The sequence below is a fragment of the Lysinibacillus sp. FSL K6-0102 genome (assembly GCF_038003545.1).
Taxonomy (GTDB): Bacteria; Bacillota; Bacilli; order Bacillales_A; family Planococcaceae; genus Lysinibacillus; species Lysinibacillus capsici.
In genome coordinates this window covers 26,097-42,443 of the sequence record NZ_JBBOPH010000001.1, presented here as the reverse complement: position 1 = coordinate 42,443, position 16,347 = coordinate 26,097, and the positions used below count along the sequence as shown (strand labels likewise).

The 16,347-nt window shown below is 38.2% G+C and carries 15 protein-coding genes and 1 other annotated feature; of the genes, 2 read left to right on the top strand and 13 right to left on the bottom strand.

The features are described from left to right. Positions 1-40: 40 nt before the first annotated feature. The 5 genes from NYE73_RS00175 to NYE73_RS00155 form a co-directional block, all read right to left on the bottom strand. Complete coding sequence (locus NYE73_RS00175) at positions 41-2,452, bottom strand: heavy metal translocating P-type ATPase (protein ID WP_259951281.1); 2,412 nt, start codon at positions 2,450-2,452, stop codon at positions 41-43. Between the two features lie 81 nt (positions 2,453-2,533). After that, entirely contained in the window at positions 2,534-2,740 is a 207-nt protein-coding gene (copZ, locus tag NYE73_RS00170) for a copper chaperone CopZ (RefSeq protein WP_036121975.1), read from the bottom strand. Positions 2,741-2,771: 31 nt separating this feature from the next. After that, on the bottom strand, positions 2,772-3,104 hold the full coding sequence (locus tag NYE73_RS00165) for a metal-sensing transcriptional repressor (protein WP_004233976.1): 333 nt from the start codon (positions 3,102-3,104) through the stop codon (positions 2,772-2,774). A gap of 66 nt (positions 3,105-3,170) precedes the next feature. Beyond that, complete coding sequence (locus tag NYE73_RS00160; RefSeq protein ID WP_259951282.1) at positions 3,171-4,124, bottom strand: cation diffusion facilitator family transporter; 954 nt, start codon at positions 4,122-4,124, stop codon at positions 3,171-3,173. Positions 4,125-4,144: 20 nt separating this feature from the next. Then, positions 4,145-4,480, bottom strand: coding sequence for an ArsR/SmtB family transcription factor (locus NYE73_RS00155; protein ID WP_004233978.1), 336 nt, complete (start codon positions 4,478-4,480; stop codon positions 4,145-4,147). A 223-nt stretch (positions 4,481-4,703) separates the two neighbouring features. Between NYE73_RS00155 and tadA the strand changes: the two genes are divergently transcribed. After that, positions 4,704-5,219 carry a tRNA adenosine(34) deaminase TadA gene (gene tadA, locus NYE73_RS00150; RefSeq protein WP_081010911.1) on the top strand — a complete coding sequence of 172 codons (516 nt, stop codon included), beginning with the start codon at positions 4,704-4,706 and terminating at the stop codon, positions 5,217-5,219. Between the two features lie 95 nt (positions 5,220-5,314). Here the strand turns inward: tadA and NYE73_RS00145 are convergent, their stop codons facing one another. The 7 genes from NYE73_RS00145 to pdxS all read right to left on the bottom strand — a co-directional run bounded on the left by NYE73_RS00145 (position 5,315) and on the right by pdxS (position 12,896). Continuing rightward, complete coding sequence (locus NYE73_RS00145; protein WP_259951283.1) at positions 5,315-6,910, bottom strand: amidohydrolase; 1,596 nt, start codon at positions 6,908-6,910, stop codon at positions 5,315-5,317. After that, positions 6,907-8,238 carry a branched-chain amino acid transport system II carrier protein gene (brnQ, locus tag NYE73_RS00140; RefSeq protein WP_259951284.1) on the bottom strand — a complete coding sequence of 444 codons (1,332 nt, stop codon included), beginning with the start codon at positions 8,236-8,238 and terminating at the stop codon, positions 6,907-6,909. Before brnQ ends, NYE73_RS00145 begins: the two co-directional genes overlap by 4 nt. A gap of 108 nt (positions 8,239-8,346) precedes the next feature. Next, a complete protein-coding gene (locus NYE73_RS00135; protein ID WP_225340580.1) occupies positions 8,347-8,517 on the bottom strand; it encodes a helix-turn-helix domain-containing protein in 171 nt (56 codons plus the stop codon). Then, positions 8,481-9,680, bottom strand: coding sequence for a sigma 54-interacting transcriptional regulator (locus NYE73_RS00130; RefSeq protein ID WP_259951285.1), 1,200 nt, complete (start codon positions 9,678-9,680; stop codon positions 8,481-8,483). Before NYE73_RS00130 ends, NYE73_RS00135 begins: the two co-directional genes overlap by 37 nt. Positions 9,681-9,821: 141 nt before the next feature. Then, positions 9,822-11,102, bottom strand: coding sequence for a serine--tRNA ligase (serS, locus tag NYE73_RS00125; protein WP_103117223.1), 1,281 nt, complete (start codon positions 11,100-11,102; stop codon positions 9,822-9,824). 75 nt (positions 11,103-11,177) lie between these two features. Continuing rightward, positions 11,178-11,397, bottom strand: a binding site (T-box leader). A gap of 49 nt (positions 11,398-11,446) precedes the next feature. After that, on the bottom strand, positions 11,447-12,010 hold the full coding sequence (gene pdxT, locus NYE73_RS00120; RefSeq protein ID WP_257962306.1) for a pyridoxal 5'-phosphate synthase glutaminase subunit PdxT: 564 nt from the start codon (positions 12,008-12,010) through the stop codon (positions 11,447-11,449). 1 nt (position 12,011) lies between these two features. Next, positions 12,012-12,896, bottom strand: coding sequence for a pyridoxal 5'-phosphate synthase lyase subunit PdxS (gene pdxS, locus NYE73_RS00115; RefSeq protein WP_036075157.1), 885 nt, complete (start codon positions 12,894-12,896; stop codon positions 12,012-12,014). 102 nt (positions 12,897-12,998) lie between these two features. Here pdxS and pdxR point away from each other — a divergent pair, with 102 nt between their 5' ends. Next, positions 12,999-14,417, top strand: a complete 1,419-nt coding sequence (gene pdxR, locus NYE73_RS00110; RefSeq protein WP_083225388.1) for a MocR-like pyridoxine biosynthesis transcription factor PdxR — start codon at positions 12,999-13,001, stop codon at positions 14,415-14,417. A 15-nt stretch (positions 14,418-14,432) separates the two neighbouring features. On the opposite strand, the gene asnB is transcribed toward pdxR, so the two are convergent. Next, positions 14,433-16,271 (bottom strand): asparagine synthase (glutamine-hydrolyzing), encoded by a 1,839-nt coding sequence (gene asnB, locus NYE73_RS00105; protein WP_259951286.1) that lies wholly within the window; start codon positions 16,269-16,271, stop codon positions 14,433-14,435. Between the last annotated feature and the right edge of the window lie 76 nt (positions 16,272-16,347).

The window sequence follows — 16,347 nt, the reverse complement described above, 5'->3', positions numbered from 1 at the left end:
AAGACATCGAGAATCTACTTCCCGATGCCTTTATACTTATTTATAATTTCACTCGTTGTAAACGAAGTGCATTTAATACGACCGAAACTGAACTAAAGGCCATCGCTGCGCCTGCTACCCATGGAGCAAGCAGACCGAGTGCAGCAATTGGAATACCTAATGTATTATAAGCAAATGCCCAAAATAGATTTTGTTTAATATTACGCATTGTTTTTCTACTCATTAGAATGGCATCCGCGATACTATTTAAATCTCCACGAATAAGCGTAATATCTGCAGCTTCCATTGCCACATCTGTCCCTGTACCAATTGCCATCCCAATATTCGCTGTTGCTAAGGCAGGTGCGTCATTAATACCATCACCAACCATCGCTACTTTTTTCCCTTGGGCTTGAAGTTTTTTCACTTCATCAGCTTTACCTTCTGGTAAGACTTCTGCAATAACATGATTCACGCCTACCTCTGTTCCAATTGCTTGAGCAGTACGCTCGTTATCACCAGTCATCATGATGACCGTAATACCCATATCCTGTAAACGACGAATAGCTTCTTTTGATGTATCTTTCACGGTATCAGCCACAGCTACTAAACCTGCATATTGCCCATTAATGGCTGCTAACATGGCTGTCTTACCATTTCGTTCTAGTTGCTCCATTGTTGGTAAAATATCATTAATATGAATACCATATTGTTGCATTAATTTACGTGTGCCAATGATAACACCTTGACCTGAGACAGTTGCCTGCACACCATAACCCGGTATTGCTTCAAAGAATTGAACGTCACCTAAAGCTATGCCGCGTTTTTCTATACCTTGAACAATGGCCTCAGCTAGTGGATGCTCTGACTGCTTCTCTGCTGCTCCGATTAAGGATAAAAAGCGTGCTTCATCTTGCTCTGGCGTTAACAGAACATCTGTAAGCTCAGGTTTACCATGTGTCACTGTTCCTGTTTTATCTACAACAACTGTATCTATGCCTTGTGTTTGCTCTAAATGTTCTCCACCTTTAAATAAAATACCAAACTCAGCTGCACGTCCAGAGCCTGCCATTATTGAAGTTGGTGTTGCTAACCCAAGCGCACATGGACAAGCAATGACAAGAACTGCGATTAATACCTCTAAAGCAGGTGTAAATTCCCCTGGACGGACCCAAATAATCCAAATTAAAAAGGTTACAATGGCTATGCCAACAACAATAGGTACGAAAATCCCTGAAATCTGATCTGCTAAACGTTGAATAGGTGCTTTCGATCCTTGAGCATCTTCGACCACTTTAATAATTTGTGCTAATGCTGTATCACGTCCAACCTTTGTTGCAGTCATTTTAATAAAACCATTTTTGTTAATAGTTGAGCCAAATAATAGATCACCTTGCTTTTTATCAACTGGTAGACTTTCTCCTGTTAGCATCGATTCATCAACAGCTGTTGTCCCCTCTATTACCTCACCATCTACAGGAATTTTTTCACCTGGTTTCACTAAAATAACATCGCCAATGATAACTTCTTCTAATGGGACCTCCTTTTCTATACCGTCACGTACAACGATTGCTGTCTTTGCCTGAAGTCCCATTAGTTTTTTTATGGCTTCAGATGAGCGTCCTTTTGCCTTTGCCTCAAATAATTTACCTAATAAAATAAGTGTAATTAATACAGCACTCGTTTCAAAATAAAGATGTGGACCATGGTGTGATCCTATCGTTACAATCGCTTGATAGACACTATAGAAATAGGCCGCTGATGTCCCCATCACAACAAGCACATCCATATTTGCACTACCATTGCGTAATGCTTTATATGCCCCTACATAAAATTGTTTACCAATAATAAATTGCACTGGCGTAGCCAATACCATTTGGACCCATGGATTCATTAGAAATTCTGGAACATATAAAAATGACGTAAAGGAAAAATGACCAACCATCGTCCAAAGCAGTGGTAAAGAAAGTATTGCCGATAAAATAAATTTATGTTGTTGCTGTTTGATAGCTTTTTCACGATGATCCACTGTTTCCTGCTCATCTGCCTTTTGATGTGCCCCATAGCCTAGCTTCTCAACTTTCGTAATGATATCTGCGATGGATACTTCCGAAGGATTAAACTCAATCATCGCTTTTTCCAGTGCTAAGTTGACATTAGCAGAGGAAATACCACTTAGTTTATTTAACCCTTTTTCAATGCGAGTCGCACAGGCTGCACATGTCATACCTGTAATATCAAGTTCAGCTTTTTGTTTAACAACACCATAGCCAAGTGCTTCTATTTTCTTTTCAAAATCTGCTTCACTTAGTTTAGTTGGGTCATATTTAATAGATGATTTTTCAAGTGCTAAATTTACTGTTGCATGTTCTACACCATCCATTTTATTTAAACCTTTTTCTATTCGAGTGGCACAGGCTGCACATGTCATACCTGTAATTTGCAAATTAGCTTCCTTATGATCAGAACTCATTTACCTTTCACCTCTCCTTATACCGACTAGGGGTATATATTTTTGAAAATAAGAGAGTGCCACAGAAGCACTCTACAAATTTTATTTTACTTCATAGCCTTGATCATCAATTGTCTCTTTAATTTGATCAAGTGATACTTGTGCATCGTCAAATGCAACATCAACTAAACCTTCTGCTAAATTTACTTTTACTTGTTCAACACCAGCTAAAGCACCAACGTTTTTTTCAACCGCGTTTACACAATGACCACATGACATTCCTTGTACGTTTAATGTTACGTTTTGCATAATAAAATCTCTCCTTTTGTATGTTTTCAATCTATTTTTTCATTAACTTTTGAATCGTTATTACTAACTCATCTAATACTGCTTCATCGCCCTCTGATAGACGATCCACAACACAGCCTTTTAAATGACCTTCTAATAATATTTTTGCCACACTATTTAATGCAGATTGTGTAGCAGATAGTTGCGTAATAATATCATCACAGTAAACGTCTTTATCAATCATTCCCTTAATACCACGAATCTGACCTTCAATTCGATTTAAGCGAGTTGTTAGATCCTTTTTCACACGCTCAGGGTGATGACTTTTTCGGCAAGACGTAGCTTCCTCTGTATGACAAGCATCCTCTTTTACTGTCTCCTCCATTCACTACACCTCCTATTTGTAATTATCATACTATACCCAAGAAGGGTATGCAAGTCATAAAAAATTTTATTTATCATCGTGATGATGTTCATGGTCATTTTCTAATTTACATAAAATGGAATTATCGTGTCGATGTAAGGATGTTTCTAATTGAATTGTTACATGCTTAATGCCCTTATGTTGAAGATTATGTTCAATTTTCCGCAAGATATGCTCACTCTCAGCTATTTTCAATTGATCATTTACAACCGCATGACAGGATAATGCATTCGTTCCACTAGTAATTGTCCAGATGTGTAAATCGTGGATACTTTCTATTCCATCAGTCTGCTCTATTAACTGAATAATCTCCTGAACATCTACATTTGAAGGTGTCCCTTCCATTAAGACATGAATGGAGGCTTTTGTGACATGGTAGCCACTTCGTACGACCAATAATGCAACAATAACGCTTGCAAGAGGATCTGCCCAGCCCCAGCCAAAAAACATAATTAATAGTGCCGCAACAATAGCTCCTACAGACCCTAGCATATCACTTAGTACATGTAAAAATGCTCCGCGCATATTTAAATTATCCTTTGTATCACTTCCACGCATCATAATCCAAGCAACTAAAATGTTAATGAACAAACCAATTATACTAATTATAAGCATTCCAGTTGTAGCTACTTCTGGTGGGTTTGTAAATCGTTCAATTGCTTCATAGAAAATAAATAATGCGATTCCTATTAATGTAATGCCATTCAATACTGCAGCTAGAATCTCAAATCGTTTATAGCCGTATGTTTTACTATAGCTTGCAGCTTTTTCCCCAAACATAAAAGCTAACATTGCTATGCCTAAAGAGATAGAGTCGCTTAACATATGCCCTGCATCTGATAAAAGAGCCAAACTATTTGTTAAAAAACCACCAATGGCTTCCACTACCATATACCCTGTAATAATAATAAACGACAGTAATAATACCTTTTTATTTGCACCATGTGTATGATCATGGCCATGGTCGTGTTGATGTCCCATTGTTATTCCCCCATTTCATTTTAGTTATGAGCCGCATGCTCAATAGCCTGCTTCAATAAATTCATAATGTGATCATCGTCCTTAGAATAATATATGGTTGTTCCTTCTCTTCTAAATTTCACCAATCGTAAATTTTTAAGAAAGCGTAATTGGTGGGAAACGGTTGATTGGCCTAAATCTAAAATTTCTGCAATATCATTTACAGAATGTTCATCTGAACAAAGTAAGTTTAAAATACGAATTCGAGTTGGATCACTCAATGCTTTAAAAGTCTGAGATACTACAAATAATGTCTCTTCATCTAAATGCTGATCAATATTTTTTTGCATTTCTGAACTGTTTAATTTTTCATCCATAGAAGTTTACCCCATTCTCCAATATTTATATATGAGCATGTGTTCATATATAAATATATATGGATATATAAGGAATGTCAACAAGTATTTATGCTTCGACATATTACATATCAATCGCTTACGCATGGCTGCAATGATTTTAGATGAATATAACATCCGAAAAGAAGTTAAAAGTAGCAATTACCAATTCAGCACGCTACACTACTGTTAAGGAGAGATATGAGTGGATATTTTTGACGCAGATCGTTTATTTATGAAACAAGCATTAGAGGAAGCTCAACAGGCTGCATTACTTGGGGAAGTACCAATTGGTGCAGTACTTGTTTATGAAGGAAAAATCATTGCACGTGCGCATAATTTAAGGGAAACAACGCAAAATGCAACAACACATGCGGAGCTGTTAGTGATTCAAGAAGCCTGCAAAAAAATAGGGAGTTGGCGACTGGAGGATACTACTCTTTATGTTACATTGGAGCCTTGTCCAATGTGTGCAGGAGCCATTCTCCAATCACGTGTACCCCGAGTTGTTTATGGGGCAAGAGATCAAAAAGCTGGCTGTGTAGATTCTCTTTACCATTTATTAAATGATGAACGCTTTAATCATGAATGTGATGTAACAGAAGGGATTTTAGCCGAGGAATGTGGTCAAATTTTAACAGACTTTTTTAAGGCATTACGAGACCGTAAAAAAGCTGAGAAAAAAGCACGATTAGCTTCCAACGATGTAAATGGTCTTTAAAGAAGGTGCCTCCTAATGAGACACCTTCTTTAATATTTAAGGGAATGGCGATATATATGAAATATGTCGTAGCAGCGACCATCTTCATAACTAATTTATTGAGCTTGAATAGTGGATTGTGTAAAAACACATTCTCCTTCGATATATGTAGCGAATGGTTTTACATGCATAAGCTGGTTATGTGAAAGCGTCAACAAATCGTCTGTTAGTACAACAAAATTAGCTTCATAGCCCTCTTTTAACTGACCAACGTTCTCCATACGAATCATCGTCTTGGCATCAACTGTGTATAGCTGTAATGCCTCCTCTACAGAGATTTTTTCTGCGGTACCTAAATCTGTTCCATCATAGGCTGTTCGTGTAACAGCTGCTTGTATCGTAACAAAGGGATTAGCCGCTTCTGCCCATGATGTAGCAGGCGCATCTGAAGAGAGCGCTGTCGCAATCCCCCTCTTGAGAAATGTTTGTACACCATATAATGTCTGTGTTTTTTCTAGCCCTAGATTCTCTAAATAACTCTCAATTTCACAAAATAAGAAGATGGGTTGTGGCACAAAGCCTATCCCCCATTCAGCAGCTTTTTGCAAGGCACTTTTAGATGGCATAGCTGCATGCTCAATACGAACAGACGGTGCATCTGTTAACCAAGCCTTTTCCTCATAAAATGTGTCGACAATTAGATCAATGGCTCTGTCCCCCATTGCATGAACCACTAATTGAATACCATATTCTTTTGCTACCGCAGCAGCCGCTAGCAGCTCCTCTTTCGAAGTCATCGCTATGCCTTTTTCATCACTTCCCAAAAATGGCTCAGAAACAAGTGCTGTACGGCCTGAAACACTGCCATCCGAAAATAGCTTAATGCCTCCGATATAGGCTCCTGCAGAACGATCAATAGGATTTGCTGTCAACAGCTCATATCGTTGAATATCTTCCCAGATATAATAAACTGCTACGCGTTGCTTAAAACCTTTTTCTCGGGCTTTACGATACAGGCCTAAATAATCAATTGGTGCTACCGTGGCCATTAATTCTGTAATACTTGTTACACCATAGGATGCCAAAGTTTGTGATAGCTTTAGAAGCCTTTTGACAATCTCTTCTTCAGATGGTGTAGGTAAATGCTGTAGTACTAGATTACGTGCATTTTCACGCAGTACGCCTGTAGGTTCTCCATTTTCATCCCGATCGATTTGTCCACCCTGTGGATCAAGCGTATCCTTCGTAATACCTGCGATTGCTAATGCTTTACTATTAACCGATATAATATGACCACATGTACGCATAACAATGACAGGTAACTCTGTAGAGGCACGGTCTAAGTCCTCTTTTAAAGGCGCTCTTTTTTCCTTTAGTTTCCCTTCATCATAGCCCCAGCCTAATAGCCATCCCCGCTGACTTGCATCATAGTTTGCTAATGCATTAATTATATCCTCAATAGAATAAATATATGGAGGTAAACAAGCCACTTGTTCCATAACATCCGCTAACATAATCGGATGCATATGAGCGTCAATAATCCCAGGAATAATGACCTTTCCTTGTAAATCTATTATTTCTCCCTGATAGGGGGGTAAATCTTCCTGTTGTCCAATCCAAAGTATCTTTCTTCCTTCGATTACCATAGCAGTTGCAGATGGCTGAATAGTATCTGCTGTATATATCTTTGCGTTACAAATAATTTGCATCATTTTTCAACTCCTATTTCTTCTATACCAAAAGTAGATTTTTCAGGATCTTCTGCTTTCAGCACCTTATGCAAAATAGTACCGATAATAAAGCCAACAATAGATGGCATAATCCAAGCAAATCCACTAGACTGCAATGGTAAATGCATGACCAACTGTGTCACACCAGGTATCGTAATTTCATAGCTAGCAAATGTTTCAACGACGCTTACTAGAAATGCAAATAGCACAGTTCCTTTATAGGCTCCTGCATTTGGGACAAAACGATCAAAGGCTCCCAGTAGCACAAGTACAATAATGACTGGATAAATTACCAAGAAAATCGGCAATGTAATTTCGACGATGGCACCTACACCTAAGGAGCCAATAGTTGCGCCTACTACACACATAATAAAGACCCACGTTCTATAGCCAAGCTTCTCTTTTGTTAGTTCATTTAAAAACTGTGAGGATATGACCATGACACCAATCGCTGATGTTAAGCAGGCAAAAACAACACATATAGCTAGTAACGCTTTACCCAAATTACCAATGACACTAAAGGCAATGCCCGCTAATAGTTCTGTATCACTGTCAGGATTTGTGATGATGCCACTACTTGTAGCCCCTAAATAGAGCAGGCCACCATATACTGCAATTAACCCTATTGCAGCAATAGCCATTCCACCAAGCGCGACCTTTTTAGATTGTTTCCCTTTATAGCCATAGCCCACTATTGCTGCTAAAAAGATTGGCGCACAAAGAATACCTGTTCCCACATCTCCTGTTTGATAGGCTGCTATTATGGAGTTGGCAAAAACCCTTTCTGCTCCTGTATTAATTGCCGCTCCTATTGGGTCTAATACCCCTTTACCAATGAGGATAATAAGTATAAGAACAAGAACAGGCGTCAACCATTTGCCAATCTTATCGATCACATTTGATTGGTCCATCGCAAAGTAAAAGCAAATCGCGAAAAATGCTAATACTGACACAATTAAAGGTACGTTCGGAATAATTTGTGATACTCCTAATTCATGAGTTGTCGCTGACATCCTCGGGATTGTGACAACCATCCCAATACAAACCATCATGACCGTATTAAAGGCTTTATAAAACCAATTTCCGATTGGTCTTGTGAGCGCTTCCACAGTTCCCCCAGTATTATAAATTGCATACACCGCAAGCACAGGTAAAATAACACCCGTTAAGCTAAAGCCCATCAGAGCGGAGATCCATGATTCCCCTGCACTATTTCCTATGGAAGGCGGAAATATTAAATTCCCAGCACCAAAAAATATAGCAAATAAGGCTAGCCCCACGATTATCGTATGCTGCACAACTTTAGACATATCCTCAACCCCTTTATAATCGTTTACAGAAGATTTATCTAAAAAATAAAAAATTTAATAACACGAAAAAAGGAGATAAATTTTTATCCCCTTTTTGTAAAATTTTTTTTACAACAATTCATATTTTAAACACTTATATTTTAGTAATTGACGAGAAATACCTAAACGTCTAGCTGTTTCCGCTAATCGTCCATCAGTTTCACGCAACTTTTCCGCTATAATTAGACGCTCGTAGGCTTCCGTTAAATCTCGTAAATGTCCAGATTGGTTGTTTTGCATGATCGATTGAGTTGAATGTTGAACATTTTTTTAATCCTCTCTGGAACATGTTCAACAAGTATTTCATCACCAAGCAAATTATTATATGCCGATTCAAGGGCATTTTTTAGTTCACGTACATTCCCAGGCCAATGATAGGCATAAAATAACTGAATTACTTCATTACAATAGCTTACATTTTTCTGTAGTGTATGTTCATTGTAAAATTGTATATAAAAATCAAGGATAAGTGGAATATCTTCCTTCCTTAATCTTAGCGGTGGCAAATCAATTTGAAGAACATTTAAGCGATAAAATAAGTCCTCGCGTAGCCTTTTTTCAGCTAATAGTTTGTCCACATCTTCATTGACAGTAGTAATATACCGTATATCCAAGGGCTCACCATTTAACACTTTTATATCTACCGCATGTAAAAGTTTCGCCTGCAAAGATATATCCAATAAATTAAGGTGGTCAATGAGTAGCGTTCCTCCATTAGCCTCCTGTAACTTTCCACTTTTTGCTTCATTGCCCGAGCCGTATAGCTGAGTAAATATATTATCCTCTGTTAATGTTGAGCAGTTCAAAGTAATAAACGGCTTTGTATAGCGTTCACTTTCATTGTGTATGCCTTGTGCGATTATATCTTTCCCAGTTCCAGTTTCCCCAGTTAGTAAAACTGGTGCACTTTTTTGAGCACTACGACGTGCCTTTTCAAGTTGAGTTTTCATTTCGGCGTTTGTTGTAATGTAATCCTCTAAACGATAGGTTGTATGATTATCTCGATATAATTTATGTCCCAGGAAATTATCTAAGTATTTAATTTGCTTAGTTTCATAAAAATGTTTTGAAAATTCAATGGCACCAATGGCTTTTCCATGCTCCATAATGGGATAGGTCGAACTCAGTGATAAATAACTAAATCCGTTCAATGTTGTCAGTTGTTGTTCATAGTATAAAACTGGCTGCCCTGTTTGTATGACTTGAAAAACAGTACTTGTCTCAGGTGATAAATTTTGATAATTATCAGTCACTGTGCTGTGAAAAAATTCATCTGGTGTTAAGCCGATTTCCAATAATATATTTAAATCTGCTAAATCATAAAAGATTGCACAGCCTTTATCATCTGTAATTAAAACATTATCAAATTCACTGAAAGCCTGTGCAAATTGTTGCAATTCCATGAATTTCTCCCCCTTGTCCCCATGAATATTACCCATTATAACGAATTTTCAAAAATTATGAGAGATTTCAATTTTAGCAACACAAAAAAGCTATTTTAGAACATCCATAAAGGAATTGTCTAAAATAGCTTTATCTGTCGTTTATTTTGGTGCGATTACTTCTTTACCACCCATATAAGGTCTTAAAACTTCAGGAATTACTACGCTGCCATCAGCTTGTTGGTAGTTTTCTAGAAGAGCAGCAACTGTACGGCCAATGGCAAGACCTGAGCCGTTTAATGTATGCACATATTCTGGTTTTGCATTTGGCTCACGACGGAAGCGGATATTTGCTCGTCGTGCCTGGAAATCCTCAAAGTTAGAGCAAGAAGAAATTTCACGGTACATGTTTTGTGCAGGAATCCAAACTTCTAAATCATATTTTTTCGCTGCAGTAAAACCTAAATCAGCTGTACACATTTTTAACTTACGATATGGTAAGCCTAGTAATTGTAATACTTTTTCTGCATGACTTGTTAATAGCTCTAATTGTTCGTATGACTCCTCTGGTTTTACAAAACGTACTAATTCTACTTTATTGAACTGGTGTTGACGAATTAAACCACGTGTATCACGACCTGCAGATCCCGCTTCTGAACGGAAGCAAGCACTATACGCTGCAAAGCCTTGTGGTAAAGCTTCAGCCGGTAAAATCTCATCTCGATAGAAGTTCGTTACTGGTACTTCTGCAGTTGGAATCATAAAATAATCTGTTTCCTCTAATTTGAATACATCTTCCTCAAATTTCGGAAGTTGTCCTGTACCTGTTAGGCTATCTCGATTAACAATGACAGGTGGTAGCATTTCCTCGTAACCATGCTCCTCTGCATGTAAATCCATCATGAATGTCATTAATGCTCGTTCTAAACGAGCACCAAGACCACGATAGAATAAGAAACGGCTACCTGTTACTTTCGCGCCGCGTTCAAAGTCTACAATTTTTAAATCCGTAGCAAGGTCCCAGTGTGCTTTAATATCAAAATCAAATGTCGGAATTTCACCCCACGTATATTCTTCAACATTGTCATCCTCTGTTGTGCCTACTGGTACAGATTCATGTGGGATGTTTGGTAAACGCATCATCATATCTTTAAAGCGTTCTTCAACATTATTTAATTGTACATCTAATTCTTTAATTTCATCGCCAACCTGACGCATACGAGCAATGACTTCATCAGCATTTTCTTTGTTGCGTTTCATAACTGAGATTTGTTCAGATACTTTATTGCGTTCTGCTTTTAATTCTTCTGTTTTGGCAATCAATTCACGACGTTTTGCATCTAAGTCTTCAAAGTCATCTAAGTTTCCCAAGTCTTCATTACGTGTTAATAACATCTCTTTAATTTCCGTGAAATTCTCACGGACGCGTTTAATATCTAACATCTTCATACCTCCAATAGTTTCTTCATGATGGAAAATCGTTGCAGCGAAATGAACACAAAAAAGCCCTCATCCCTAAAAAGGGACGAGAGCTACCCGCGTTGCCACCCTAATTGACTAGACATATTTCTGCCTAATCCACTTATTTCATAACGGCATTTCAGCCGGCTACAGCCTACTTCATTCACTTCGACTGTGCAACTCCAGGACGGATTCACAAGTGCTTTTATCAGCTTCCACCAACCGCTGACTCTCTAAAAAAAACGTGCTTGCTACTACTTCCCATCATCGTGTTCAGTTATTTAAAATTTAAACATACTGTACTATATGAAAACAAATTTTGCAAGTCATACCATAGAGGTTACAAAATATTCAAGAATTCGTGTATCCTCTGTTAATTCGGGATGAAACGAACAACCCAATAAATGGCCATCTTGTGCCAAGATTATTTTCCCTTCATGTTGTGCAAGAATTTCAACACCTTTACCTACCGCTTCAATATGAGGTGCACGAATAAATACTGCTGGAATCCCTACACCTACTTTAGGAATATCTAGTTGTACTTCGAAGCTATCCACCTGACGTCCATATGAGTTTCTTGCTACAGTCACGTCCATCACAGCCAAATGTGGTTCATCTTCAATTAGATCCTTGGCTAATAAAATTAATCCCGCACATGTACCAAGCATCGGTAATCCTTGCTGTGCAAGTCCACGAATTGACTCTAGCAGATCAAATCGATCCAGCAATTTTCTCATTGTTGTGCTTTCTCCACCTGGTAACACAAGTCCATCTAGGTTTCCTAAATCCTTTCTTTGTTTTACTTGAATTGCTTCACAATCAAGAGCTTCTAACATTTGTATATGCTCACGAACTGCTCCTTGTAATGCTAATACACCAATTCGCTTCATGCTACCAACCTCGCTCTTGCATACGCTCGTTGTGTCCAAGCTGTGCAATATCAATCCCCTTCATAGGCACTCCGAGCTCTTTTGATATTTCCGCAATAAGCTTATAGTCTTTATAATGAGTAGTCGCCTCTACAATGGCACGTGCAAATTTTTCAGGGTTCTCAGATTTAAAAATACCTGAACCAACGAAAACGCCATCAGCTCCAAGTTCCATCATTAAGGCTGCATCAGCAGGCGTTGCCACTCCTCCTGCTGCGAAGTTTACTACTGGTAAACGACCAAGACGTTTAATTTCTCTTAATAACTCGAAAGGAGCTCCTAGTAATTTCGCCTCTGTCATTAATTCATCCTCTGTCATTCCTACGACTTTACGAACCTGTGCATTTACTTTACGAATATGGCGAACGGCCTCCACAATATTCCCTGTACCTGGTTCACCTTTAGTTCGTAACATCGAGGCACCTTCCCCGATACGACGGGCTGCCTCTCCTAAATCACGACAGCCACACACAAACGGTACTGTGTATTCACTTTTTAATAAATGGTATTCTTCATCAGCTGGTGTTAAAACTTCACTTTCATCAATATAATCAACACCCATTGCTTCTAAGACACGTGCTTCAACAATATGACCAATACGTGCTTTGGCCATCACAGGAATAGTTACAGCCCCCATCACTTCCTCAACAATACGAGGATCGGCCATGCGTGCAACGCCACCTGCTTTCCGAATATCTGACGGTACTCTTTCTAATGCCATAACTGCTACAGCACCTGCAGCTTCTGCAATTTTTGCTTGCTCTGCATTAATGACATCCATAATGACGCCGCCTTTTTGCATTTCTGCCATTCCACGCTTTACTAGCTCTGTACCTGTTTGTTTCATTTTCTAACCTCCACCTTTATGATGAAGTTTAGTATAATAGAAATTGACCATATCAAAATATCCAGTTTTTAAAATATTTATAGGGTCAGGAGGTTCCAGATCATGGATATGCTTTTATTCCAGCTTGAAAGAGATAGTGATAAACCGCTTTATGATCAGCTTTATAACGGTATTAAAGAAGCTATTATTTCTAAAAAAATAACTGTAGGAGAAAAACTGCCTTCAAAAAGAAAATTAGCTGATTTTTTAAACATTTCCCAAACAACAATTGAAATTGCCTATGCTCAGCTTTTAGCTGAAGGCTATATTATGTCCAAATCACGTATTGGCTATTTTGTAGAAGAAATAGATGAACTGCCCTACATTCAACAAGATACTGTGGCGTCCATTAATGAACATCCTAAGAAAAAGTCTTACAAAATCGATTTTAATCCAGGATCTATTGATATCGATGCTTTTCCATTTCAAACATGGAGAAAGTATGCAAAAGAGCTTTTTGACGATACCTCAAAGGAGCTATTATTAACAGGGGAACCACAAGGTGAACTGTCTTTACGCACAGAGATTGCTAATTATTTATATCAATCCCGTGGTGTTGTATGCCACCCTGAACAAATTGTTATTGGTTCAGGGACGGAGCAGCTCCTCCCTATGATTCTCCGTCTTTTTAGTGAGGACACCAGCTTTGCATTAGAAAACCCAGGATACCCTGCCGTCCATCGAATGTTTTCGCAGCATAAACGAAAAGTTTATCCAATTGCAGTTGATGAAGAGGGCATAATTATTCATGATCTTGAAGAAACAAATGCTAATGTTGTGTATATTACACCCTCACATCAATTCCCAACTGGAGCTGTATTATCTGCTACAAGACGAGCACAAGCTTTAAATTGGGCGGCACAAAGCACCTCTCGTTATATTATTGAGGATGATTATGATTCGGAATTTCGTTATGCTGGAAAACCAATTCCTGCCCTACACGCATTAGATCGAAACGATAAAGTTATTTACATGAGTACTTTTACTAAATCTTTAATGCCATCCTTGCGAGTAGCTTATTTTGTACTTCCACCTAAACTACTTGCTACTTATAACGATGTCTTTAATTATTACTCATCAACGGTGCCTCGTTTTGATCAGCATATTGTGGCAAATTTTATGGGTGATGGGCATTTTGCAAAGCATCTCAATCGTATGCGTAAAATTTATCGTAAAAAACATGATAAACTCACTTCTATTTTAGAAAAATATTCATCATCCATTAACATTACTGGTGAACAAGCGGGTATGCATATTTTATTAGAGGTTCAACACACATTTTCAGAAAAACAATTACAACAGCTCGCCTCTCAAGCAGAAATCGGTATTTATCCATTATCAGCCTATAGACTAGATCATTATGAATCTTCACAAGCTCAATTTTTATTAGGTTTTGGAGGGATTCCCGTACAAGCAATCGAATCATCCATTGAGCAGTTGATGGATTGCTGGAGTATACAAAAAAATGACCCATCTACGTAGATGGGTCGTTTTATATTAAGTCTCAATTAATTGAATTTGATAATGCTCAAACCAAGTATGAATTTGCCCTAGATAAGCTAAAAGCTGGGGACCTGCCATTAATTGCCCATACCACGGAACCTTAAAAGAGCTACCTCCCGATTCAATTAACTCCGCAAGCTTTTGTCGTTCAAATAGTTCATGCAAAATTGAATTTTTATCATGTAGAATTTCCTTCAACCATTTTTGCACTCCTGCTGTATAGACAGGATGATATGTTTTTGGATAGGGATTTTTTTTACGATATAACACTTCATTCGGCAATAGATGTGCCATTGATTTTCGAAGTAATCCTTTTTCTATTCCATCTAAATTCTTCATTTCCCACGGAATATTCCAGGCATATTCTACAAGCCGATGATCTGCAAAAGGGACACGTACCTCTAAACTTGCCCCCATACTCATACGATCCTTCCGCTCTAATAATGTTTGCATAAACCATAGCATATTTAAGTAGGACATTTCACGATGCTTTGCCTCTGCCAGACCTTCTCCATCTAGCAAAGGAACTTCAGCTATTGTTTGTAAATATAGTTGTTGTGCATAGGCTTCAATTTTTAATTTTTTGTTCCACTTCTCTTGGAGTAATGCACTTCTTTCAGACAATGAACGGATCCAAGGGAAACCAGTAGTCCTATCTTTAAACCATGGATAACCACCAAAAATTTCATCTGCACACTCTCCTGATAGCGCTACAGTAAATTCCCTTTTTATTTCACGACAAAACCATAATAACGAAGAATCTACATCTGCCATACCTGGGGAATCACGAACAATGACCGATTCCACTAATAAATCAATTAACTGTTGCTGAGTGATTTCCTCTGCGTGGTGAGCTGTCTTGAAAGTTTCTGACATTCTTTGAATCCAGTACGTATCCGTGGAGGTCTGGAAAGAATGTGGGTTAAAGAAGCGCTTATTGTCTTCATAATCAATTGAATACGTATGCAATTGATGGTTTTGCTGTTGGAATCTATTTGCTGCAATGCCTGTAATAATACTGGAATCTAGTCCTCCTGAAAGAAACGTACAAATGGGTACATCCGAAACTAGCTGACGTTCTATAGCATCCGTTAACAAAAAACCAACATGTTCAATTGTTTCTCCCAATGTTTCTTCATGTCTACGACTTTGTAGTTGCCAATATGGCCACTTTCTTAAACCTTCTTCTCTAGAGAATCGCATAGCATAGCCAGGTCGTAATTCTTCAATATTTTGAAAAAGGGTTTTACCTGGCGCTCTAGAAGGTCCTACAGCCATCATACTTGCCAACCCTTCAACGTTTACACATGCTTGAACCGTGGGGTGTGCTAGCAGAGCCTTCACCTCAGATGCAAAAAGTACACCTTCTTGTTGCTCTGTATAATACAAGGGTTTTACGCCTAGTCGGTCTCGACACAAAAATAAAGACTGTGTTTGCTCATCCCAAACACCGAAGGCAAAAATACCATTTAGAAATTCTACACACTGCTCTTTCCATTCAATATAGGCAGTTAATAGTACTTCAGTATCCGATTGTGTTGTAAAGCTGTGCCCTCTTTTTTGAAGTTCCTTACGTAGCTCCTCTGTATTATAAAGTTCGCCATTATATGTAATGACATAGTTCAAACCATCATGGATTTTTTTCATTGGCTGTTTGCCACCGATTAAATCAATAACAGCCAACCGTCGATGGCCAAATGCAATATGCTCACTACACCAAATATTTTCATCATCTGGCCCTCTCTTATTTAATGTTTGCGTCATCGATTTTAATATTGTGTCACTTGTTCTTAAGTCCTTTTGAAAACTAGCCCAGCCTGTAATGCCACACATTTAGCCACATCCTTTCGCCTATTAGCGTATGCTATAGCGTGTAAAAATGTGAAAAAGCACATGAATGCTTAAGTGC